Source organism: Roseateles sp. P5_D6, assembly GCF_054049415.1.
Genome location: NZ_JBFUMK010000013.1, coordinates 135,642 through 156,492 on the forward strand (window position 1 = coordinate 135,642; position 20,851 = coordinate 156,492).

Sequence of the window (20,851 nt, forward strand, 5' to 3'; positions counted from 1 at the left end):
GGACGGCGATGCTTGCGGCGTTGAGCCGCAAGCACACCGCCATGGCGGGCCGGCTTGGCGAACTGGAGTCGGACACAAGCAGTCCCTGCGGACTGCTTGTGCCTACGACAGGCCAAGGGCCTCTGGCCCTTGGCAGCCCGGCGCTCGGCCCGGAAGGCACTACGCCTCGCAATGAGGTTTGATCATGGATGACAAGGGCATAGAGAACGCTGCAATCCTGTTGATGTCGCTGGGCGAAGAAGAAGCCAGCGAGGTCTTCAAGCATCTGTCGCCCAAAGAGGTGCAGGCGCTGGGGGAGCAGATCGCCAAGCTCAAGGTCATCAAGCGGGCCCAGGTCGAGACCGTGCTCGACAAGTTCGATGCCGTCGCCGAGACCCAGAGCACTCTGGTCACCGACACCGACGAATACGTGCGCGCCGTGCTGCGCAAGGCCCTCGGCGAGGACAAGGCCAACCTGCTGCTGGACCGCATCCTGCAGGGCAGCGACGTCTCCTCCATCGAGAGCCTGAAGTGGATGGACGCCGCCAGCGTCGCCGAGCTGCTGCGCAACGAACACCCGCAGATCATCGCGGCCATCCTGGCCCACCTGGATTTCGACCAGACCAGCTCGGTGCTGAAGATGTTCACCGAACGCGGCCGCAATGAGGTGCTGATCCGCATCGCCACGCTGGACGGCATCCAGCCAACGGCGCTGAAGGACCTCAACGAAGTGATGAGCCAAATCCTGGCCGGCGGCGAGCGCATGAAGAAGAGCTCGCTGGGCGGCGCCAAGACGGCCGCTGAGATCATCAACATGATGGGCTCCAGCGTCGAGGCCTCGGTGCTGGACTACATCCGCGAGGCCGACTCCGACCTGGCGCAGAAGATCATGGACAACATGTTCACCTTCGACGATCTGAACAAGATCGAGGACAAGGGCATCCAGGCCGTGCTCAAGGAAGTGCAGAGCGAGGCACTCATCGTCGCACTCAAGGGCGCCGGCGCTGAGCTGCGAGAAAAGATCTTCCGCAACATGTCCACCCGCGCCGCCGAGACGCTGCGCGAGGACCTCGAGACCCGCGGGCCGGTGCGGCTGTCCGAGGTCGAGGCCGAGCAGAAGGAAATGCTCAAGATCGTGCGCCGCCTCGTCGACGAGGGCCAGATCGTGCTGGTCGGCGGCGGCGACGACCAATTCGTCTAGAACATGAAGCCCCTCGTCCAAGGCTTACCTTGGCCGGTCTTGCAGACCGCGCTGCGGCATGTGCCGCAGCTCTTCGGCAGGCACATCGCGCCCACTGGGCGCAATGTGTCCGGCCTCAGCCCCCGAGGGGACGGCGATGCTTGCCAGTTCGACCGGCAAGCACATCGCCAGCGCGGGCCGGCTAGGGAGCGGCCCGGCGCTCGGCCCGCAGAATCCCTGGTGCGCAACGACGCACATTGGAGCAACTGACATGGCCACCGGTCGCCAACCCCCGCGGCAAGTCCCGCCGCCTGATCGCCGTGAGACTGATCGGCGTGGCAGCTATGCCCGCTTCATTCCTGGCGAGGAACTCCAGGGCGCCAAGGCCTGGAACCTCGACAACCTGGGCAACGCCGCACCCTCGCCCTTCGCGCCGATGCGCCCCGGCAACCCGCCGGCCACACCCACCGCCGCCGCACCGGTAGAGCCGCCGCCCCCGCCCGAACCCAGCGCGCAGGAACTGCTACACGCCGCGCGCCAGAGCGGCTATCAGGACGGCTACCGCGATGGCATGGCCGCGCTGGACGCCTTCAAGCAGAGCTTTGCCCAGCAGATGAGCAAGCAGCTCGGCACGCTAGTGACGGGCTTTGATACCGAGATGCGCTCGCTGGAAGACGAGATGGCCCAGTCCATCGCCCGTATCGCCGTCGAGCTGGCCCGCCAGGTCGTGCGCAGCGAGCTTGAGCAACGCCCCGAGCTGATCGCCCGTGTGGCCCACGACGCCGTCGAGGCCCTGCAGTTGTCGGCGCGCCACGTGCGCGTGCGTGTCCACCCCGATGACCACCCCCTGGTGCAGGAAGGCGCCGGCAACGAGTTGCAGGCCCGCGAGGCGCAGCTCATCCCCGATCCCGAGGTGCCGCGCGGCGGCGTCAAGGTGGATGCCGACATTGCCAGCGTCGACGCGACGATTGCCACGCGCTGGCAACAGGCCGTCTCGGCCATCGGCCAGCAATCGATCTGGGAAGACCGGCGCACGGAGGACGAATGACTTCGGCGCGCACCGATCGCTGGCAGCGCTATCTCGCCGACCTTGAGACGCTGGCGGCCAACACCGCGCCGCTGGAATCCCACGGCAAGCTGGTTCGCGTGGCCGGCCTGGTGCTGGAAGCCACCGGCATCAAGGTGCCGATGGGCTCGGTCTGCCGCATCCAGATGCCCAGCAGCGGCAACAGCCCGCGCCGCGGCTCGGCGCCAGTGAATGCCGAGGTCGTCGGCTTCTCGGGGGACCGCGCCTATCTGATGCCCACCGACGAGGTCCAGGGCCTGTCCAGCGGCGCCACCGTCGTGCCGCGCCACCTGCCGCCGCTCGCTCCCCAACTCGGCCAGCCCTTGCACCCCTGGCGCCGTGGCGAGGATCGCGGCCTGCACCTGCCGATGGGCGACGGCCTGCTCGGCCGCGTCGTCGACCCGCATGGCCACCCGCTGGACCGCGGCGGCGAGCTGGCCGACATCCACAACGAACCCATGGTGCGGCGCCCCATCAACGCGATGGACCGCGACCCGGTGCGCAKCCCGCTSGACACCGGCGTKCGCGCSATCAACGCACTGCTGACCGTCGGCCGCGGCCAGCGCCTCGGGCTGTTCGCCGGCACGGGCGTCGGCAAGTCGGTGCTGCTGGGCATGATGGCCCGCTACACCCAGGCCGATGTCATCGTCGTCGGCCTGATCGGCGAGCGCGGCCGCGAAGTCAAGGAATTCATCGAGGACATCCTCGGCATTGAAGGCCGCCAGCGCAGCGTCGTCGTCGCCGCACCCGCCGATTCGCCGCCGCTGATGCGCATGCAGGGCGCGCACTACGCCACGGCGATTGCGGAACATTTCCGCGATCAGGGCCGCCATGTGCTGCTGCTGATGGATTCGCTGACCCGCTATGCGATGGCCCAGCGCGAGATTGCCCTGGCCATCGGCGAGCCGCCGGCCACCAAGGGCTACCCGCCGAGCTGCTTCGCCAAGCTGCCGCAGCTGGTGGAGCGCAGCGGCAACGGCCTGCCGGGCGAGGGTTCCATCACCGCCTTCTACACGGTGCTGACCGAGGGCGACGACCCGCAGGACCCCATCGCCGACGCGGCGCGGGGCATCCTGGACGGCCACATCGTGCTGTCGCGCGACCTCGCCGAGGCCGGCCACTACCCGGCCATCGACATCGAGCGCTCCATTTCCCGGGTGATGACCAGTGTTGCACCCCAAAACCAGGTCGATTCCGCGCGTCGATTCCGCCAGCTTCTGGCGAAATACAACAAGGCCCGCGACCTGATCCAGCTTGGCGCCTATGCCCCGGGCAGCGACCCCGAGCTGGACCTGGCCGTACGCCTGCATGCCGACATGACGCGGCTGCTGCAGCAGGACATGCACAGCCCGGCACTTCTTCACGCCAGCGTCAGCCAATTGCAGGCCGTGGTCCAAGGCGCCTAACCTTTCGGGTCGGGCCGCCGATATCGACTGAGCGCCGGGCCCCCTGTCGGGGTCGCCGGGCGCTGTGCTGGAGTTTGAGATGAGTGCACCCGCCAAAGACACACTGAGCCTGCTGTTGGAACGCGCCGAGAACGAGCGCGACGCCGCCGCTCAGGCCTTGCATGCCGCCAGCACCCAGGCCCAGGCCGCCCGTGCCCAGCATGGCGAGCTGTCCGGCTACCGTCAGGACTACCAGCAGCGTTGGACGCAATCCTTCGCCCAGGCCACGACCATGGACATCGTCGGCTGCTACCAGAGCTTTGGCCGCCGCATCGACCAGGCCGTGGACACGCAGGGCCACGTCGCCAGCCACGCCGACCAGCGCCAGGTGCGCGCCCGCGAGGCCCTCGGCCAGGCCGAGATGCGCGTCGCCGCCTTGCGCCAGCTGATCGCCCGCCGCCAGGCCGAAGCCGCCAAAGCGGTGCAGCGCAGCGAACAGCGCGCCACCGACGAATTTGCCGCCCGCGCCCACCTGCGGCGCATGGCGCACGCCTGAGGAGGCCGCCACCATGCTCGCCTCCTCGCAGACCATCGCTCCCAAGCCGGCCGCCTTGCCCTCCGTTCAAGCTTCTCAGCCCGCCCACCCCGCCCTGCCCGGCAGCGGTGCGGCCGGCGGGCCGAGCTTTGCGCAATTCCTGAACGACCAGCCTGGGTTGCCGACGCCACCGGCCCACGCCGATCCGGTGCCGCGCGAGCCTGAGTCCCCGACCCACGAGCCCGCGCCAGCTGCCGCCACAGCCACAGCCACAACCCGCCGCCCTGCCGCGCCTGCACCCGCCAAGCCGGCGCAGGGCCGCACGCCCGACGCTGCAGCTTCGGCCAAACCCGAGCAGGGAGCCGTCAGCGGCGAGGCAGGCGATGACAGCACCGTCGCCACGACCGACGGCGACGGCGCGCAAGACCTTGAAACCTCCGGCCTGGCCGAGTTCACCCAGCTCATCGGCCTGACGCCGCCGGCCTTGCCCGCCCAGGCCATCGTGGCCGCTCAGCCGGGCGCCGAGGCCACGGCAGACGACACGCCTGGCGGCAAGCATGTCGCCCGCGGGCGCATCAACCGGCTGGCCGACGACGACAGCACATCAACCGCCCGCGCCGGTACCGGCGCTGATGCCGCTTCGGCTGGAGCTTTCGAGCGCCGCCCGGCGGACGCCACCTCACAGGACGTCGCGCCTCGCGCCAAGGGCGTGGAACAAGCCATTGCCGCCGACAAGGTGGCGGCACGCGCGGCCATCCACAGTGACGCCCTGCAAGCCGCCTCCTCCGGCGATGCCAGCACGGCTCACGCGGCCACCTCGCCTGATGCCCTCCCCACCAGCTTCGCCGCGGTGCTCGCCCAGGCCATGCCGGCCCTGGCAGCCGCGGCCGACACCGCACCGGTCAGCGCCAGTGGCCAGGTGCAGGCCGCCGTTCACAGCAATGCCTTCGCGCCCGAGCTTGGCGCGCGCGTCAGCCTGCTGGCGGTGGACGGTGTGCAGCAGGCCGAGTTGCAGCTCAACCCGGCCGACATGGGCCCGGTGGCGGTGCAGATCGTCATCGACGGCTCCCAGGCGCAGGTCTCCTTCCATGCCGCCCAGGCCGAAACCCGCCAGGCGCTGGAGCAGAGCCTGCCCGACCTGGCAGCCGCGCTGCAGAGCCAGGGACTGACCTTGTCGGGAGGGGGCGTCTTCCAGCAAACCCAGCAGGATCAGAAGGATCCCAGGGGCAGCGATGCCGACGCCGGCAACAGCGGTGACGACCGCAGTTCGCGCACAACGACCGGCGGCGGGCGCATCGCCGCCGGCACCGCGGCAGCACCCGCCCGGCGCGCCGTCGGCCTGCTCGACACATTTGCCTGAAGCTGAAGCGGAAATAGGCACACCTCGCTCCAGCTAATCGGCGCTTGCCCGGCGGGCCCGGGGTCAATAATCCAGCGCATGTGCCCACGGCCTGCAGTGGCTGGCCTGGGCGATGGACGTCTCAAGGAGTGCTCATGGCGACTGCGCCGGCTGCTGCGGAAACTGCCGCGCCCAAGGGGGGCGGCAGCAAGAAGCTCATCATCATCCTCGCCGCCGTGCTGGTGCTGGTGCTGGTGGGCGGCGGCGCGGCCGTCATGCTGCTCAAGAAGAAGCCCGTTGCCGAGGACGGTGAAGACGGCGCCGAAGCCACCACCGAGAGCCCGGCCAAGCCCAAGGCCCACGCCAAGAGCGACCACCCGCCCACCTTCGTGCCGCTGGACCCCTTCACGGTCAACCTGGCGGACAAGGACGTGGACCGCTTCGCCCAGATCGGCATCACGCTGCAGGTCGAAGACCCGAAGTTCGCCGACCAGATCAAGGCCTACATGCCTGCCATCCGCAGCAATGTGCTGATGGTGCTGGCGCACAAGACCGCCGCCGAGCTCTTGACCCGCGAGGGCAAGGACAAGCTCGCCAAGGACATCATGCGCGAGTCGGTGCGCCCCATGGGGATCGAGCTCGATGAGGACGACGAGCACGAAGCCGCCGACGCGCCCAAGAAGAAAAAGAAGAAAAAGGCCCACGTCGAAAGCCCGGTGACGCAAGTCCTGTTCTCCAACTTCATCGTCCAGTAAGCCTGGGTCAGCAATGAATCAGCAGATCCTTTCCCAAGACGAAGTCGATGCACTGCTCCAGGGCATCACCGGCGAGAGCCAAAAGCTCGAGCAGGAAGAGGAGCAGGTCGGCGGCATACGCGAGTACAACCTCGCCAGCCAGGAACGCATCGTTCGTGGGCGCATGCCCACGATGGAAATCATCAACGAACGGTTCGCGCGCAACATCCGTGTCGGCCTGTTCAACTTCATCCGCAAGAGCCCGGAAGTCGCCATCGGCGGCATCAAGGTGCAGAAGTACAGCGCCTTCCTGCGCGAGATCGTCGTCCCGACCAACTTCAACATCGTGTCGGTGAAGCCGCTGCGCGGCAGCGGGCTGATCGTCTGCGACCCGACGCTGGTGTTCGCCGTCATCGATTCCCTGTTCGGCGGCATCGGCAAGTTCCACGCCCGCATCGAGGGCCGCGACTTCTCGCCCACCGAGCAGCGCGTCATCACCCGCATCGTCGAGGTCATCCTCGCCGAGTACCACAAGGCCTGGAAGGGCATCTATCCGCTCGAGCTGGAATACCAGCGCTCGGAGATGCAGCCCCAGTTCGCCACCATCGCCACGCCCAGCGAGATCGTCGTGTCGACCTCGTTCACGCTGGAAATCGGCGAGACCAGCGGCACCATTTATTTCTGCATCCCCTACTCGACGCTGGAACCCATCCGCGACGTGCTGTATTCGACGACGGTCGGCGACTCCTCCGAGCCGGACCGGCGCTGGATCAATCTGCTCAAGACCCAGATCCAATCGGCCGAAGTTGAACTGGTGGCGGAGCTGGGCACGGCGCCGGCCACCGTCGAGCAATTGCTGGCCTTCAAGCCGGGCGATTTCATCGAACTGGACCTGGACCCCATGATCCAGACCAAGGTGGACGGCGTGCCCGTCTTCGACTGCCACTACGGCACGTCCAACGGGCGTTATGCCCTCAAGATCGACAAGATGCTGACCGGCCCTCAAGAGAGCTGGTTGGGAGCCAAACATGAGCCCTGATTCACCCAGCCAAGAAGAACAAGACGCGATGGCGGCCGAGTGGGCCGCGGCGCTGGCCGAGGCCGCGCCCGCCCCCTCCACCGCGACCGAGGTCGTTACCGAGGTGCCGGAGCAGGTGTCCACGCCCAGCTTCGCCAACTTCACGCCGACCAGCGGCGCGGGTCCGGGCAATGACATCAACATGATCCTGGACATCCCCGTCCAGCTGACCGTTGAACTGGGCCGCACCCGCATCCCGATCAAGAACATCCTGCAACTGGCTCAGGGCTCGGTCGTGGAGCTGGACGCGCTGGCCGGCGAGCCGATGGACGTGCTGGTCAACGGCTACTTGATCGCCCAGGGCGAGGTGGTGGTCGTGAACGACAAGTTCGGCATCCGGCTGACAGACATCGTCACGCCTTCCGAGCGCATGCGCCGCCTGTCCAAGGCCGCTTGAGACCACGCCCGAGGCATGGTCTTCGGACAACCAAGGGTTTGCCGGGCCATTTAGGGGGTTCGGCAGCTCAAGTCCGTCCGCAGAATGCCGAGGCATGAATGCTTCCGGCCTGCTCCCCTTTCTCTGGTTCCTCGGCATCGTCGCGCTGATCCCGGTCGCGCTGTGGCTGCTCAAGCGCACGCCGCTGGGTGGCTCAGCGGCCACCGGCGTGCTGCGTGTCGTGGCGCAACTGCCCACGGCGCCGAACCAGCGCATCCTCGTCGTCGAGGTCGGCCAGGGCGATGACCGCCGCTGGCTGGTTCTGGGCGCCACCGCCCAGAACATCACGACGCTGCATGTGATGCCGCCCCAGGCCGAGCCCGTCCCGCCGGCGAGCTTTGCCAAGCTGCTGAGCAAGGAGCGCCAAGATGCGTCTTAAGCCCCTGCTTGGCGCCACGTTGCTGCTCGCAGCCGGTGCCGCCTTTGCCCAAGCCCAGACGCCGCCGGCCACCGTGCCGCTGCTGATTGGGCAGGGTGCGGGCGGCAGCTACTCGGTGCCGATCCAGACGCTGCTGTTCTTCACCGCCCTGGGCTTCCTGCCCGCAGTCATCCTGATGATGACGGCCTTCACGCGCATCGCCATCGTGCTGAGCCTGATGCGCCAGGCGCTGGGCACGCAGGCCGCGCCGCCCAACCAGGTCATCGTCGGCCTGTCGCTCTTCCTGACTTTCTTCGTCATGAGCCCGACGCTGGACAAGGTCTACGCCGAGGCCTGGCAGCCCTACAGCGCCGGCACCATCCAGTTCGACGAGGCCTTGAAGCGCGCCGAGGTGCCGATGCGCGGCTTCATGCTCAAGCAGACGCGCCAGGCCGACGTGGCCCTGTTCTCGCGCCTGGCCAAGCTGGATGCCAGCGTCAAGGCCGAGGACGTGCCCTTCAAGGTGCTGGTGCCGGCCTTCGTGACCAGCGAGCTGAAGAGCGCCTTCCAGATCGCCTTCCTGATCTTCATCCCCTTCCTCGTCATCGACATGATCGTGGCGAGCGTACTGATGAGCCTGGGCATGATGATGCTGTCGCCCGTGCTCGTCGCCCTGCCCTTCAAGCTGATGCTGTTCGTCTTGGCGGACGGCTGGAATTTGCTTCTTGGTTCTCTTGCAGCGAGCTTTGTGACCTGATGGACGCTCAACAAGTCTTCACCTTCGGCCAGCAAGGCCTCTACATGATGATGCTGGTCGCCGCACCAGTGCTCATCGTCGTGCTGCTCGTCGGCGTCGTCGTCAGCGTGATCCAGGCGGCCACGCAGATCAACGAAGCGACGCTGTCCTTCGTACCCAAGGTCATCGCCACGGTGCTGACGCTGGCCGTTGCGGGGCCGTGGATGATGACGACGCTGGTGGAGTACATCCAGCGGACGTTGATGACGATCCCGAACGTGGTTGGGTAGGTTGGCGCCGTGAGTGGGCGGCTGGTCAATGCTTCGGGTTGGCGCCACGTTGCCGGGAGTCCGTCCCGGCGGCCGGGTAACTTTCTTCTGCGGGGCCAGAAGAAAGTCACCAAAGAAGAGGCCCTGAACCGCACACCAGCACCACATGCACGAGCTGCGCCGTGCAACAGCCGCACGGTGAGTGGTCAGACGCGAACCGCTGCGCTCTCGCTGCTGTCCCTGTCACCAGCACCATCCATCGCCCCGCCTGCCCGCTTAACGCGCGGCTGCACGCCGGGCTCACCAGAAAACCAAATACAACGTCGCTCGGGCGACGCGACGGCTAGTTGCGCTCGGCGGCGTCGCCCCAGCGACGCGGTATTCCCTGATAAGCCCGGCGTGCAGCCGGCGTTAAGCGGCGTGAAGGGGCAATGGATGGCGCTCTCCACAAGGACAGCAGCGAGAGCGCAGCGGGTCGCGTCTGCCCGTAATGCAGGTGAGTGTTTTCGCGCGACGCTCATGGCGTCGTCGCGATCGTGTGCGGTTCAGCGCCTCTTCTTTGGTGACTTTCTTCTGGCGCCGCAGAAGAAAGTTACCCGGCCGCCGGGACGGACTCCCGGCAACGTGGCGCTAGGCAACTACCACGAACGCAGCCCGCTCTCAGGCGACAGCCATTGAACGGAGCGACAACAAGCCAATGTTCTCCGTCACCGAAGCCCAACTCCTCGCCTGGTTGAATCCACTTTTGTGGCCCTTCATCCGCACGCTGGCCCTGTTCGCCGGCATGCCCACCTTCAGCCAGCGCAATGTGCCGCTGCGCCTGCGTGTCGGCCTGGCCCTGTTCATCTCGGTCGCCAGCCAACCCTCGCTGCCCGAGATGCCGGTCACGCCACTGGACTCGCTGCCCGCTTTAACGCTGCTGGTCGCCCAGCAGCTGCTGATCGGCCTGTCCATGGGCTTCGCGGTGCGCATCGTCTTCGCGGCGCTGGAGTTCGCCGGCGAAATCATCGGCCTGCAGATGGGCCTGAACTTCGCCGGCTTCTTCGACCCCAGCACCGGCGCCCAGGGCACGGCCAGCGCGCGCTTCTTCGGCAGCATGGTGGCCTTCCTGTTCATCGCCATCAACGGCCATCTGCTGCTGATCAACGCGCTGATCCAGAGCTTCCACGCCTTCCCGGTCGGCGGCGAACCCTTCGCCTTCCTGCGCGTGGCGACACCTCAGCAATGGGGGGCCGAGATCTTCAGCATCGGGCTGTGGATCGCGCTGCCGCTGATCACGATGCTGATGTTCGTCAACCTCGTGCTCGGCGTCATCTCGCGCGTCGCGCCTCAGATCGGTGTCTTCTCGGTCGGCTTCCCGCTGACCGTCAGCATCGGCCTGATCGGCATGGTGGCCACCCTGCCGCTGATGCAGACGCCGTTCATGGTGGCGCTGGAGCGTCTGCTGTCAGCATTCAGTTAGGCCTCGCGCAACGCCGTCGTCACCGGCAGCGAAGCCGCCCGCACCGCAGGGAACAGGCCACCCACGAAGCCGATGGCCAAGGCCCACTTGATGCCCTCCCACAGCAGTCCCGGCGACACGGCCAGGTTGAAGCTGAGCTTGCCGACCGAGCCGGCCGCCATCGTGGAGGCCTCGTAGCCGTTGAAGATCAGCCAGGCGATGCCGCCGCCGATGAGGCCGCCGATCAAGGCCAGCAACGTTGTCTCCAGCATCACGGCGACAACGACCGGCAAGCCGCGAAAGCCGATGGCCCGCAGCGTGGCGATCTCGCGGGCCCGTGCGGCCACGGCGGCGAACATGGTGTTCAGCGCGCCGAACACCGCGCCCACGGCCATGATGGAGCCAACCACGATGCCGATGATGCGCAGGATCTTGGTCATCTGCTCGCTCTGCTTGGCGAAGAACTCCACCGTCGTGGTGGCCTTGACCTTGAGCTGCGGGTTGTTCTCCAGCGATTCGCTGAAGGCCTTGATCGCCGCCGGGCTGTCCAGTTTCACCGTGGCCGAGTTGGCACCGTTGCCACGGCGGTAGGCGTCGTTGACCATCGTGGCGTCGCCCCACAGTTCGGACTCCATCGCGTCGCCTGAGGCGAAGATGCCGACGACGGTCCAGGGCTGGTTGCCGAGCTTCAACGTGGCGCCCACCGTGAGCCCGTCGAACTGCCGCACTGCGCCCTTACCGACGACCAGTTCCCGCAGGCCCGGCTGGAAAACCTTGCCCTCGACGATCTTGACATTGGGCCGCACGGTAAAGGCGGCCTCGCTGATGCCGCGCACCTGGGCGCTGCCCTGGTCGCCGGCCTTGCCGCCCTTGACCGGCAGGTTGGCCGCCACCACGGTTTCGGCCGAGAGGATGGGCTCGCCCTTGGCGTTGCGGGACACCCCAGGCGCCTGCCCGATCTGCACGACGTCCTCCCGCGTCAGCGACGACGACACCTCGTTGGCGGATGCGCCGCGCATGACGATGGCGGTGTCCAGGCTGCCCGAGTTGCGCAGGGTCTGCGCATAGCCCTCGGCCATGGCCAGCAGCGACACGAGCACACCCACCACGCCGGCAATGCCGACGACGATGACGGCCGAGGAGCCCAGCCGCTGCGTCAGTGTGCTGATACCCACCGAAGTGACCGAGAGCGCCTGCGCGCCGCTGCGAAAGAGCAGCATCCACAGCGCCAGCAGCGCGGCCAGCGCGAGGGCGCCATACCAAGGCATGAGGATCCACGCGGCCAGCATCAGGACGGTGAGGAGGATGAGGCCGAAGTTCTTCAGGAATTTCATGCTCATGCCCTCCCGGCCAGTGCATCGGTGATGTTGATACGCATGGCGCGCAACGCCGGCAACGCGCCGACGGCCAAGCCGAACAGCAGGGCCAGGCCCACGCCGATCATCCAGCTGTCCACCCCTGCCGCCGGCAGGTTGAGTGCGCCGCCGCTACCCTGACTGACGATGGGGCCGATGACGCTGGCCAGCCCCAGGCCGGCCGTGCCGCCGATCAGCAGCAGCAGCACCGACTCAGCCAGCACCATCGAAAGCACGCTCTCACCCGAGAAGCCCAGGGTCTTCAGCACCGCGATCTCGCCGGTGCGTTCACGCACGGCCTGCATCATGGTGTTGCCGGCCAGCAGCAGCAGCGTGAAGAACACCGCACCCATGATGGAGGTGACGATGAGGTTGATGTCGGCCACCTGCTTCATCCAGCTGGACATGGCGGCTGCCTCGGTCTGGGTGCGCGTCTCGTGGTCGGAGTTGGCCGAGATCTCGTCGATGGCCTTGAGCACGCGGTCAGCCTGGTTCACATCCTTGACGCGTGTCACATACCAGCCCACCTGGCCCTGGTTCCAGGGCGTGGTGTCGTCGAAGTATTTCCAGTTCAGCAGGAACATCTGGTCCCACCAGCCGGCCGCCTTCCTGTCCGCCACATGGATGATGCCGACGATCTGGAAGGGCCAGTTCTGGCTGCCGTTGCGGTCCGGGAAGATGGTGGACTGCATGGGCACTTGGTCGCCGACCTTCCAGCCAAATTTGCGCGCCAGGCCTTCGCCGACGAGGGCACCATTCTTGGTCTCGGCAAACGCCTTGCGGTGCTCGGCCGAGACTTCCATCTCGGGGTAGATGTCCAGGTAGTTGGGTGCGACGGCAAAACTGAAGACCGCGTTCTCGGGCTTCTGGTAGGCGCCGCCGAACCAGTTGGCGAAGGCCACATCCTTGACGCCGTCGATCTGCGAGATGCGTGCGCCCAGCGACATCGGCAGCAACTGGATGAAGCTGAGCTTGGAGCCCGTCTGCAACCGTTGGGCGCCGTTGGCACTCTTGCCGGCCTGGTCGAAGCCGACGCGCACCGCGTCCAGCAGGCCGAACAGCAGGAAGGCCGTGATGATGGACACCAGGGTCAGGAAGGTGCGCCCCTTGCGCCGGAACAGCGCCGCCCAGATGAGATGAAGGTATTTCATGCCAGCCTCCGCAGAGCCGTCTCAAAGAGGCTGGACGCCCCCTCGGGGGGCAGCGAACAAAGTGAGCGTGGGGGCATCATCTGCTCCTTCAAGCGGTGGCTTCGGTTACCAGCGTGCCCTTGTCCAGATGCAGCGTGTGGCTCGCTCGGGCGGCGGCGCGCGGGTCGTGGGTGACCATGACGATGGTCTTGCCATGATCGCGGTTGAGGGCCTGCAGCAGCGTCAGCACATCCTCGGCGGATTGCCGGTCCAGGTCGCCGGTGGGTTCGTCGCAGACCAGCAGCGTCGGGTCCGACACGATGGCCCGCGCGATGGACACGCGCTGCTGCTGGCCGCCCGACAGTTCGGTCGGCTTGTGCGAGGCGCGGTCGGCCAGGCCGACGAGCTGCAGCGCAATCGCCGCGCGCTTCTTGCGCTCGCCCGCTGACAGCTTGGTCAGCAGCAGTGGCAGCTCGACGTTCTTCTGCGCCGACAGCGTGGGCATCAGGTTGTAGAACTGGAACACGAAGCCGACGCGCGATGCGCGCCACTTGGCCAGCGCCGCGCCGGACAGCTTGTCGATACGTTCACCGCCAACGCTGATGGCGCCGCCGCTGGGAGCGTCCAGGCCGCCAATGAGGTTGAGCAGCGTGGTCTTGCCGGAGCCCGAGGGGCCCATCAAAGCAAGGAAGTCGCCCTGCTGCACATCCAGCTCGATGTGGTGGAGCACTTCCACCTTCTGCTTGCCACGGGTGTAGACCTTGGACAGGTCACGGATCTCGATCAGTGCGCTCATCTCTTCAGTCCTTCTTCACGATGTTGGAACCCTGCTTCAGTTCGGTGGGCGGCGACAGCACGACCGTTTCGCCCGCCTTCAATCCGCTGGTGACCAGCTTGAACTTGCCCGCGTCGGCGCCGAGCTTCACGGCGCGCTGCTCCGCGCGATCGTCATGGGCGACGAACACGGCGTCGCCGCCGTCGCGCTGCACCAGGGCCTCCGGCGGCAGCAGCACGCCGGGTACCGGTTTGGCTTCGGTCTTGGGCTTGGCCGCCAGGAAACTCACGCGCACGCCCATGTCGGGCACCAGACGTTCGTCCTTCTTTTCCAGTGCCACACGCACCTTGACCGTGGCCTTGCCACGATCGGCGCTCGGGATGACGGCAACGACATGGGCCGGGATCTTCCAGTCCGGGTAGGCGTCGAGAACGGCTTCGCAGGGCATGTCGGGCTTGACCTGGGCGATGTAGGCCTCGTTGACGTCGACGTTCACTTCCAGCGAGTCCATGTCGACGATGGTGCCCACGCCGGTACGGGTAAAACCCCCGCCGGCGGACAGCGGCGAGATGATCTCGCCCACCTGCGCCGCGCGGGCCGTGACGACGCCGTCAAACGGCGCCCGCACGGTGGCGTAGTCGAAGTTGACGCGCGCCTGCCGCGCCTGGGCCTGGGCGGCCTCGATCTGGCGCTGAGACGCTTCCATCTGCGCGGACACGGTCTTCACCGCCGTGGCCGCCTGCTCGCGCGACTGGCGCGTCGTCATGCCGCTGGCGTTCAGCTCGGCCTGGCGGCGCTCGTCGGCCTGGGCCTGGGCGAGCTGGGCGCGCACCTGGCCGAGATTGGCTTCGGCCGTGCGGATCTGCGCCTCGGCCGCGGCGAGGCCGGCCTTCAAGCCGGTGTCATCGAGCCGGGCCAGGACCTGCCCCTTCTTGACCTTGAAGCCCTCGTCGATGAGCACCTCAGTCAGCGTGCCGGTCATCTGGGCCGAGACGGTCGCCATGCGGCGCGCCGTCACATAACCCGTCGCCTGCAGGACCGCATCGGCGCTGGCGCCCTGACCGTTGGCGCGGACCGTGACCGTCTGCACCGGGATCGGCTTGTTCCCCGACAGCCACCACCAGGCCCAGGCGCCGCCCGCGGCCAGCAGCACGACGGCCACCACCAGGGACCAGACCCACTTGGGCGGCCCGCCGTCGCCATGGTCCTCGCGATGCGCACCGTCGATGCGCAACTCTTTCAGCAATCCGGTATCGATGACACGCCCCCTTGAACAGTTGGCTTGGGCGGACCCTCAGGCCCGCAGCAGCACCGGTCTTTCGACCACCCATTTGGAACCGGGGCGGATTGTGCAGTGGCTGCTGCCACAGCATGTCATCAATCGATGGACGGCGGCTGGCGGTGGCGAATCGACAGCCAGAGGCGATGAACGGCGGCAGTCAGGCCTGGCGCGCCGGCGTCATTCAGCTGGCGACGAGTCCGTTGCGGATGGCATAGACCGTCAACTCGGAGTTGTTGCTCAGGCCCAGTTTCTCCAGCATGCGGGCGCGGTAGACGCTGACGGTCTTGGGGCTGAGCATCAGCTCCTCGGCGATGTCGGACAGCCGCTTGCCCGAGGCGATCATGACCAGGGTCTGCAGCTCGCGGTCGGAGAGCTTGTGGTGGGCCTGCTCGGTGACGGGCGCGGTCAGGCTTTCGACCAGCATCTGCGCGATCTCGGGCGTTACATATTTTCGGCCCTGGGCCACGGTGCGCACGGCCTGCACCAGCGTGGCGGGGTCGCCGCCCTTGTTGACATAGCCATAGGCGCCGGCCTTGAGCGCGCGGATGGCGTACTGGTCCTCGGGATACATGGACACGATCAGCGTGCGTACCGGGTTGCCCTCGTCCTTGAGCACATGCAGCACGTCCAGGCCGGAGCGGCCGGGCATGTTGATGTCCAGCACCAGCACGTCGCAGGGGTTGTCCTTGCCCAGGGTGTGCAGCAGGCCGCGCAGCTCGGTGTAGTCGCCGGCCTCGCCAATGACCTCGATGTCCTGGGCATCCGCCAACGTGTCACGGATGCCGCGGCGGATCAGGCCGTGGTCGTCGCAGAGGATGACCTTGATCACGCGCGTCCCCAGATGGATTGGCCATCATCCTTGCCGAAGTCGGTCGAGTCGTCCAGTGCGTCAATGGCGTCCTGGGCCAGCGGCACGGTCAGGATCAGGCTGGTGCCGCCGCCCGGCGGGCTGGACAGGTCGACCCAGCCGCCCACCGTCGCGGCGCGCTCGTGCAGGCCACGGATGCCGAAGGACCGCTCCTTGGCGAGGTCGCCCCGCCCCATGCCGCGTCCGTTGTCGCGGATCTCCAGCGTCAGCACGCCGGAGTCCTGGCTGAGTTCGATGTCGACCCGGGTCGCCAGCGCATGCTTGGATACATTGGTCAGCGCCTCCTGCGCCGTGCGGTAAGCCACCAGCGGCACGCCGGAGGGCAGCGCCAGCCGCTCTTCGCCGATGCGCAGGCCAGCCTCGATGCCGGTGCGGCGTTCGAAACGGGCCGTCATCCACTGCAGGGCGGCAACCAGGCCCTGCTCCAGGATAGCCGGACGCAGGTTGTGCATGATGCGCTGGCTGGCCTCGATGGCGGCATTCACAGTCTCCAATGCCGCGGCAACGCGCTGGCGCACCTCAGGCTCCTGGGCATGGCGGTCGATCCAGGCGAGGTCGAACTTGACGGCGGTCAACGACCCGCCGACGTCGTCATGGATCTCCCGCGCGATGGCGGCCCGCTCCAGTTCGACGCTGGTCTGCAGGTGGCCGGCCAGCTGGTGCAGGCGCTGCTTGGACTTGACCAGTTCGTGATCGGCGGCCACACGGGCCTTTTCGTTCTCGGCGGCGTCGATGGCATGCAGCAGGGCCGGTGCCAGCCGGTTCAGGTTGTTCTTCAGCAGGTAGTCGGAGGCGCCATTGCGCATCGCGCCCACGGCGGTGTCCTCGCCGATCTCGCCGGAAACGAGGATGAAAGGCGTCAGCAGCTGGCGCGCCTTCACCGCCTCCAGCACATCCAGGCCCGAGTAGCCAGGCAGGTTGTAGTCCGAGATGATGGCGTCCCAGGGGCGCTCCAGCGCGGCCAGCACGGCGGGCAAGGCGTCCAGCCTCTGCATCTCGACCTTGAGCCCCGCACGGCCGAGCTGGGCAAGGATGAGTTGATGGTCGAGTTCGGAGTCCTCGACATGCAGCACACGCAGGACCCGGGGCGCCTGCTCCATAGCAGAAATCGTCATGGGGGCGCAGTATGCCGCCGCTCGCGGCAGGTGGCCCGGCGCCACACTTGACGCGGGTCAGAGCGGTAATACGGCTCGTTCTCGTGACATCTCCAGGTCGACAGGGGCCGAAAAAGGAGTGAACATGCCATGATGCATTCGCCCTGAGGGTATCCACAGGGCTGGGACAAGAAGCAGCATCCCCTCGCGGAGACACGATGCAGACAGAACCTTCCACCGCCGCCGAATTCGATGGAGCCGTGGCCGCCATGCCGCTGCTGGCGGCCGCGGAACTGCAGGATCACCTGATGACGGTGACGAACGACCTTGAGCGCCTGCAGCGCCTTCTCGACGATGCCGGTGAAGCCCTGTCCACGCATTTCTACAGCGCGTCCGGCGAGGTCATGTCCCTGCTCAGCAGCAGCGACGGCACGCCGGCCTCCGAAGGCCTGAAGCAGATCATGCAGGACATTGCTGGCGCCATCACAGCGCTGCAGTTCCAGGACATGGCAACCCAGCTCATCGCCCACACCAGCCAGCGCCTGCGCAACTGCGCCGACCAATTGGCCCGCGACGCCTTCGGTGCGGATGACGAGGACGGCGCGGCCGTCGTCGAGATCGCACCGCTGCGGCCCAACCCGGTCACGCAGGATGAGATGGACGCCGGCTCCATCGAACTTTTCTGAATCCCCCCAAGCTAAATTCAGCCCCCAGGCAACGTTCTCTCGGAGAAAACTCAAATGCACTCAATCCTCGCTGTCGACGATTCGGCCTCGATGCGCCAGATGGTGGCCTTCACGCTCAAGAACGCCGGCTTCAACGTGGTGGAAGCTGTGGATGGGCAGGACGCCTGGGAGAAATCGGGCCAGCGTGACTTCGACCTCGTGCTGACCGACCAGAACATGCCGCGCATGGACGGCATCAGCCTGACCAAGAAGCTGCGCGAGAACCCCAAGTTCAAGACCACGCCCATCCTGATCCTGACCACCGAGTCCAGCGATGCGATGAAGCAGGCGGGCCGGGCTGCCGGCGCCACCGGCTGGCTGGTCAAGCCCTTTGACCCGGCCAAGCTGATCGAAGTGATCGGCAAGGTCATTCGCTGAAGTTCGGTCCACCGGAGCAACAGCCATGGGCGACATGACCACAGAAGGCGCCAGCATCAGTGCTGGCATCGACCTCAGCCAGTTCTACCAGGTCTTCTTCGAGGAAGCCGGCGAGAACCTCGACAACATGGAGCGGCTGCTGCTCAATGTGAACGTCGAGGCGGCCGACGACGAGGAGTTGAACGCCATCTTCCGCTGCGCCCACTCCATCAAGGGTGGCGCGGCAACCTTCGGCTTCAGCGATGTCGCCGAGCTGACCCACCAGATGGAGACGCTGCTGGACAAGCTGCGCCGCCACGAGCTGCAGCCCAATGCCGCCATGGTGGACGTGCTGCTGCAGTCCGGCGACGCGCTGCGCACCCAGCTCGCCCGCCATCAGGGCTCGGGCGGCGACGTATTCGACACGACCGACCTGCTGGTCAGCATCAAGAGCTTCGTCGAAGGCGGCGGCGCGCCCGCACCTGCAGCAGCCGCTCCGGCACCCAAGGCTGCACCCGCGCCTGCTGCCGCGGCGCCCGCCGTACCGCTCAAGTCCGGCGCGCGCCTGCTGGAACTGCAGGTCGGCCCGCTGACCGACCTCAGCCTGGCCGACAACCTGGTCGAGCTGTTCAAGGAAATCACCGACCTCGGCAACATCGAGCCGCTGGACGCCGGTCAGAGTTCCGACGGCATGCGCCGCTTCAAGGTGCTGACCAGCTCGACCGACAACGACCTGCTGGACCTCTTCACCTTCCACGTCGCCCGCGAGCAGGTCAAGCTGATCCCGCTCGGCCCCGGCTTCGGCTTCTACGACGGTGCGCCCGGCGCACCACCGGCCGAGGCACCGTCCGCCGACCCCGGCTACGGCTTCTTCGATGACGCCCCCGGCGTGCCCGAAAGTGTCGCTGCGGCAGCGCCCGCCGCGGAGGCCGCGCCCACGGCCGCCATCGTGCCGACCCGCCCCGCCACGCCAGTCGCCAAGGCCGAGGCCAAGCCCGCGGCCATGGACCAGACGACGCTGCGCGTGTCGATCGAGAAGGTCGACCAGCTCATCAACCTCGTCGGCGAACTCGTCATCACCCAGGCCATGCTGGCCCAGAACAGCCGCGAACTCGACCCGGCGATGTACCAGCAGCTGACCTCGGGCCTGGCCGACCTGGAGCGCAACACGCGCGATCTGCAGGAATCGGTCATGTCGATCCGGATGATTCCGATGTCGACGGTCTTCAACCGCTTCCCGCGCATGCTGCGCGACCTGGCGGCCAAGTTGGGCAAGAAGGTCGAACTGGTCACCCAGGGTGAAGCCACCGAACTGGACAAGAGCCTGGTCGAGAAGATCACCGACCCGCTGACCCACCTGGTGCGCAACAGCTGCGACCACGGCATCGAGATGCCGGAAGACCGCACCGCCCGCGGCAAGCCCGAGCAAGGCACGATCACGCTGGTCGCTTCCCACCAGGGCGGCAGCATCGTCATCGAGGTTCGCGACGACGGCCGCGGCCTGAACCGCGACAAGCTCATCAAGAAGGCGCGTGAGAAGGGCATCGACGCGCCGGACACGATGACCGACGCCGAGTGCTGGAGCCTGATCTTCGCGCCCGGCTTTTCCACGGCCGACGTGGTCACCGACGTGTCCGGCCGCGGCGTCGGCATGGACGTGGTCAAGAAGAACATCACGTCGCTGGGCGGCACGGTCGAGATCGACTCGGCGGAAGGCTACGGCATGAAGGTGTCTGTGCGCCTGCCGCTCACACTCGCCATCATGGACGGCATGAGCGTGGGCGTTGGCGACGAGTGCTACATCCTGCCGCTGTCCTCCGTCGTCGAATCCTTCCAGGTGCAGTCCGACACCATCAAGACCGTCGCCGGCTCCGGCCGCGTCGTCGAGGTGCGTGACGAGTACATGCCGGTCATCGAGCTTGAGAAGGTGTTCGACGTGCCGCGCTTCGACTTCGAGCATGTCAGCTCCATCATGGTCGTCGTCGAGGCCGAAGGCGGCCGCGTCGCGCTGCTGGTGGACGAACTGCTCGGCCAGCAGCAGGTCGTCGTCAAGAACCTCGAAGCCAACTACCGCAAGGTCAATGACGTGTCCGGCGCCACCATCATGGGCGACGGCCGCGTGGCCTTGATCCTGGACGTCGGCAGCCTTGTGCGTCGTTCGCGCCATTGAACCATCACACACATAACTAGGAGGTCTGCATGGAAGCCAGCAACGTCCCTGCCCTGCGCCAACCCGGTGCCCTCAGCGCCAAGGCCCATGGCCCCAAGAGCGGCGAGTACCTGACCTTCCGCCTGGGCTCCGAGGAATACGGCATTGACATCCTGAAGGTGCAGGAGATCCGTTCCTACGAGCAGCCCACGCGCATCGCCAATGCGCCGGACTTCATCAAAGGTGTCGTCAACCTGCGCGGCGTCATCGTGCCCATCGTCGACCTGCGCCTGAAGCTGAACTGCCCGAGCGCCGAGTACAACAGCTTCACGGTCGTCATCGTGCTGAACGTGAAGAACCGCGTCGTCGGCGCCGTCGTGGACTCGGTCTCCGACGTGCTGGAGCTGAGCCGCGACGCGATCAAGCCGGCCCCCGAGTTGAGCTCGGCGTCGGTGGATACCAGCTTCATCACCGGCATCGGGTCCGTCGGCGACCGCATGTTGATCCTGATGGACATCGAAGGCCTGATGAGCAGTGCCGAGATGGGCCTGATGGAAGCGGCCATCGCCGCTTGACCGCC

Annotated in this window: 22 protein-coding genes; 16 read left to right on the top strand and 6 right to left on the bottom strand. The window is 66.9% G+C overall.

Annotation, left to right across the window (positions count from 1 at the left end; translation table 11 throughout):
• Positions 1-184: 184 nt before the first annotated feature.
• The 12 genes from fliG (at position 185) to fliR (ending at position 10,557) form a co-directional block, all read left to right on the top strand.
• Entirely contained in the window at positions 185-1,180 is a 996-nt protein-coding gene (gene fliG / locus ACXJKM_RS18575) for a flagellar motor switch protein FliG (RefSeq protein WP_056199280.1), read from the top strand.
• Positions 1,181-1,430: 250 nt separating this feature from the next.
• Complete coding sequence (locus tag ACXJKM_RS18580) at positions 1,431-2,207, top strand: FliH/SctL family protein (RefSeq protein ID WP_056199282.1); 777 nt, start codon at positions 1,431-1,433, stop codon at positions 2,205-2,207.
• A complete protein-coding gene (gene fliI, locus ACXJKM_RS18585) occupies positions 2,204-3,631 on the top strand; it encodes a flagellar protein export ATPase FliI (RefSeq protein WP_457354264.1) in 1,428 nt (475 codons plus the stop codon). Before ACXJKM_RS18580 ends, fliI begins: the two co-directional genes overlap by 4 nt.
• Positions 3,632-3,710: 79 nt before the next feature.
• Positions 3,711-4,166 (top strand): flagellar export protein FliJ, encoded by a 456-nt coding sequence (fliJ, locus tag ACXJKM_RS18590; RefSeq protein ID WP_056199287.1) that lies wholly within the window; start codon positions 3,711-3,713, stop codon positions 4,164-4,166.
• A gap of 13 nt (positions 4,167-4,179) precedes the next feature.
• On the top strand, positions 4,180-5,505 hold the full coding sequence (locus tag ACXJKM_RS18595; RefSeq protein WP_457354266.1) for a flagellar hook-length control protein FliK: 1,326 nt from the start codon (positions 4,180-4,182) through the stop codon (positions 5,503-5,505).
• 134 nt (positions 5,506-5,639) lie between these two features.
• Positions 5,640-6,239 (top strand): flagellar basal body-associated FliL family protein, encoded by a 600-nt coding sequence (locus ACXJKM_RS18600; RefSeq protein ID WP_056199292.1) that lies wholly within the window; start codon positions 5,640-5,642, stop codon positions 6,237-6,239.
• A 13-nt stretch (positions 6,240-6,252) separates the two neighbouring features.
• Complete coding sequence (fliM, locus tag ACXJKM_RS18605; RefSeq protein ID WP_057295840.1) at positions 6,253-7,257, top strand: flagellar motor switch protein FliM; 1,005 nt, start codon at positions 6,253-6,255, stop codon at positions 7,255-7,257.
• Positions 7,247-7,693: a flagellar motor switch protein FliN gene (fliN, locus tag ACXJKM_RS18610; protein ID WP_056199299.1), complete on the top strand. Its 447-nt coding sequence runs from the start codon at positions 7,247-7,249 to the stop codon at positions 7,691-7,693. Before fliM ends, fliN begins: the two co-directional genes overlap by 11 nt.
• A gap of 94 nt (positions 7,694-7,787) precedes the next feature.
• The gene (locus ACXJKM_RS18615) at positions 7,788-8,111 is read left to right on the top strand and encodes a FliO/MopB family protein (RefSeq protein WP_457354269.1); all 324 of its coding nucleotides are present in this window, start codon (positions 7,788-7,790) and stop codon (positions 8,109-8,111) included.
• The gene (fliP, locus tag ACXJKM_RS18620) at positions 8,101-8,847 is read left to right on the top strand and encodes a flagellar type III secretion system pore protein FliP (RefSeq protein ID WP_056199304.1); all 747 of its coding nucleotides are present in this window, start codon (positions 8,101-8,103) and stop codon (positions 8,845-8,847) included. The genes ACXJKM_RS18615 and fliP overlap by 11 nt, the downstream gene beginning before the upstream one ends.
• Positions 8,847-9,116: a flagellar biosynthesis protein FliQ gene (gene fliQ / locus ACXJKM_RS18625; RefSeq protein ID WP_056199307.1), complete on the top strand. Its 270-nt coding sequence runs from the start codon at positions 8,847-8,849 to the stop codon at positions 9,114-9,116. Before fliP ends, fliQ begins: the two co-directional genes overlap by 1 nt.
• A gap of 676 nt (positions 9,117-9,792) precedes the next feature.
• Positions 9,793-10,557, top strand: coding sequence for a flagellar biosynthetic protein FliR (gene fliR, locus ACXJKM_RS18630; protein WP_457354271.1), 765 nt, complete (start codon positions 9,793-9,795; stop codon positions 10,555-10,557).
• Here fliR and ACXJKM_RS18635 read toward each other — a convergent pair.
• The 6 genes from ACXJKM_RS18635 to ACXJKM_RS18660 all read right to left on the bottom strand — a co-directional run bounded on the left by ACXJKM_RS18635 (position 10,554) and on the right by ACXJKM_RS18660 (position 17,061).
• Positions 10,554-11,870: an ABC transporter permease gene (locus ACXJKM_RS18635; protein ID WP_056199315.1), complete on the bottom strand. Its 1,317-nt coding sequence runs from the start codon at positions 11,868-11,870 to the stop codon at positions 10,554-10,556. The two genes, fliR and ACXJKM_RS18635, sit on opposite strands and share 4 nt — an antisense overlap.
• A 2-nt stretch (positions 11,871-11,872) precedes the next feature.
• Positions 11,873-13,042 carry an ABC transporter permease gene (locus ACXJKM_RS18640; RefSeq protein WP_056199318.1) on the bottom strand — a complete coding sequence of 390 codons (1,170 nt, stop codon included), beginning with the start codon at positions 13,040-13,042 and terminating at the stop codon, positions 11,873-11,875.
• 88 nt (positions 13,043-13,130) lie between these two features.
• Positions 13,131-13,817, bottom strand: coding sequence for an ABC transporter ATP-binding protein (locus ACXJKM_RS18645; RefSeq protein ID WP_056199321.1), 687 nt, complete (start codon positions 13,815-13,817; stop codon positions 13,131-13,133).
• A gap of 4 nt (positions 13,818-13,821) precedes the next feature.
• Positions 13,822-15,042, bottom strand: coding sequence for an efflux RND transporter periplasmic adaptor subunit (locus tag ACXJKM_RS18650; RefSeq protein ID WP_457354273.1), 1,221 nt, complete (start codon positions 15,040-15,042; stop codon positions 13,822-13,824).
• 217 nt (positions 15,043-15,259) lie between these two features.
• A complete protein-coding gene (locus tag ACXJKM_RS18655; protein WP_056199324.1) occupies positions 15,260-15,907 on the bottom strand; it encodes a response regulator in 648 nt (215 codons plus the stop codon).
• Positions 15,904-17,061, bottom strand: a complete 1,158-nt coding sequence (locus tag ACXJKM_RS18660; RefSeq protein ID WP_457354275.1) for a response regulator — start codon at positions 17,059-17,061, stop codon at positions 15,904-15,906. Before ACXJKM_RS18660 ends, ACXJKM_RS18655 begins: the two co-directional genes overlap by 4 nt.
• A gap of 197 nt (positions 17,062-17,258) precedes the next feature.
• Here ACXJKM_RS18660 and ACXJKM_RS18665 point away from each other — a divergent pair, with 197 nt between their 5' ends.
• Genes ACXJKM_RS18665 through ACXJKM_RS18680 form a run of 4 tightly spaced genes read left to right on the top strand, consistent with a single transcriptional unit; the run spans position 17,259 to position 20,846 of the window.
• Complete coding sequence (locus ACXJKM_RS18665) at positions 17,259-17,726, top strand: hypothetical protein (protein WP_056199334.1); 468 nt, start codon at positions 17,259-17,261, stop codon at positions 17,724-17,726.
• A 54-nt stretch (positions 17,727-17,780) separates the two neighbouring features.
• Complete coding sequence (locus ACXJKM_RS18670; protein ID WP_056199337.1) at positions 17,781-18,143, top strand: response regulator; 363 nt, start codon at positions 17,781-17,783, stop codon at positions 18,141-18,143.
• A gap of 25 nt (positions 18,144-18,168) precedes the next feature.
• Positions 18,169-20,292: a chemotaxis protein CheA gene (locus ACXJKM_RS18675; RefSeq protein ID WP_457354277.1), complete on the top strand. Its 2,124-nt coding sequence runs from the start codon at positions 18,169-18,171 to the stop codon at positions 20,290-20,292.
• Positions 20,293-20,321: 29 nt separating this feature from the next.
• Positions 20,322-20,846 (top strand): chemotaxis protein CheW, encoded by a 525-nt coding sequence (locus ACXJKM_RS18680; RefSeq protein ID WP_056199343.1) that lies wholly within the window; start codon positions 20,322-20,324, stop codon positions 20,844-20,846.
• The last annotated feature ends 5 nt before the right edge of the window (positions 20,847-20,851 follow it).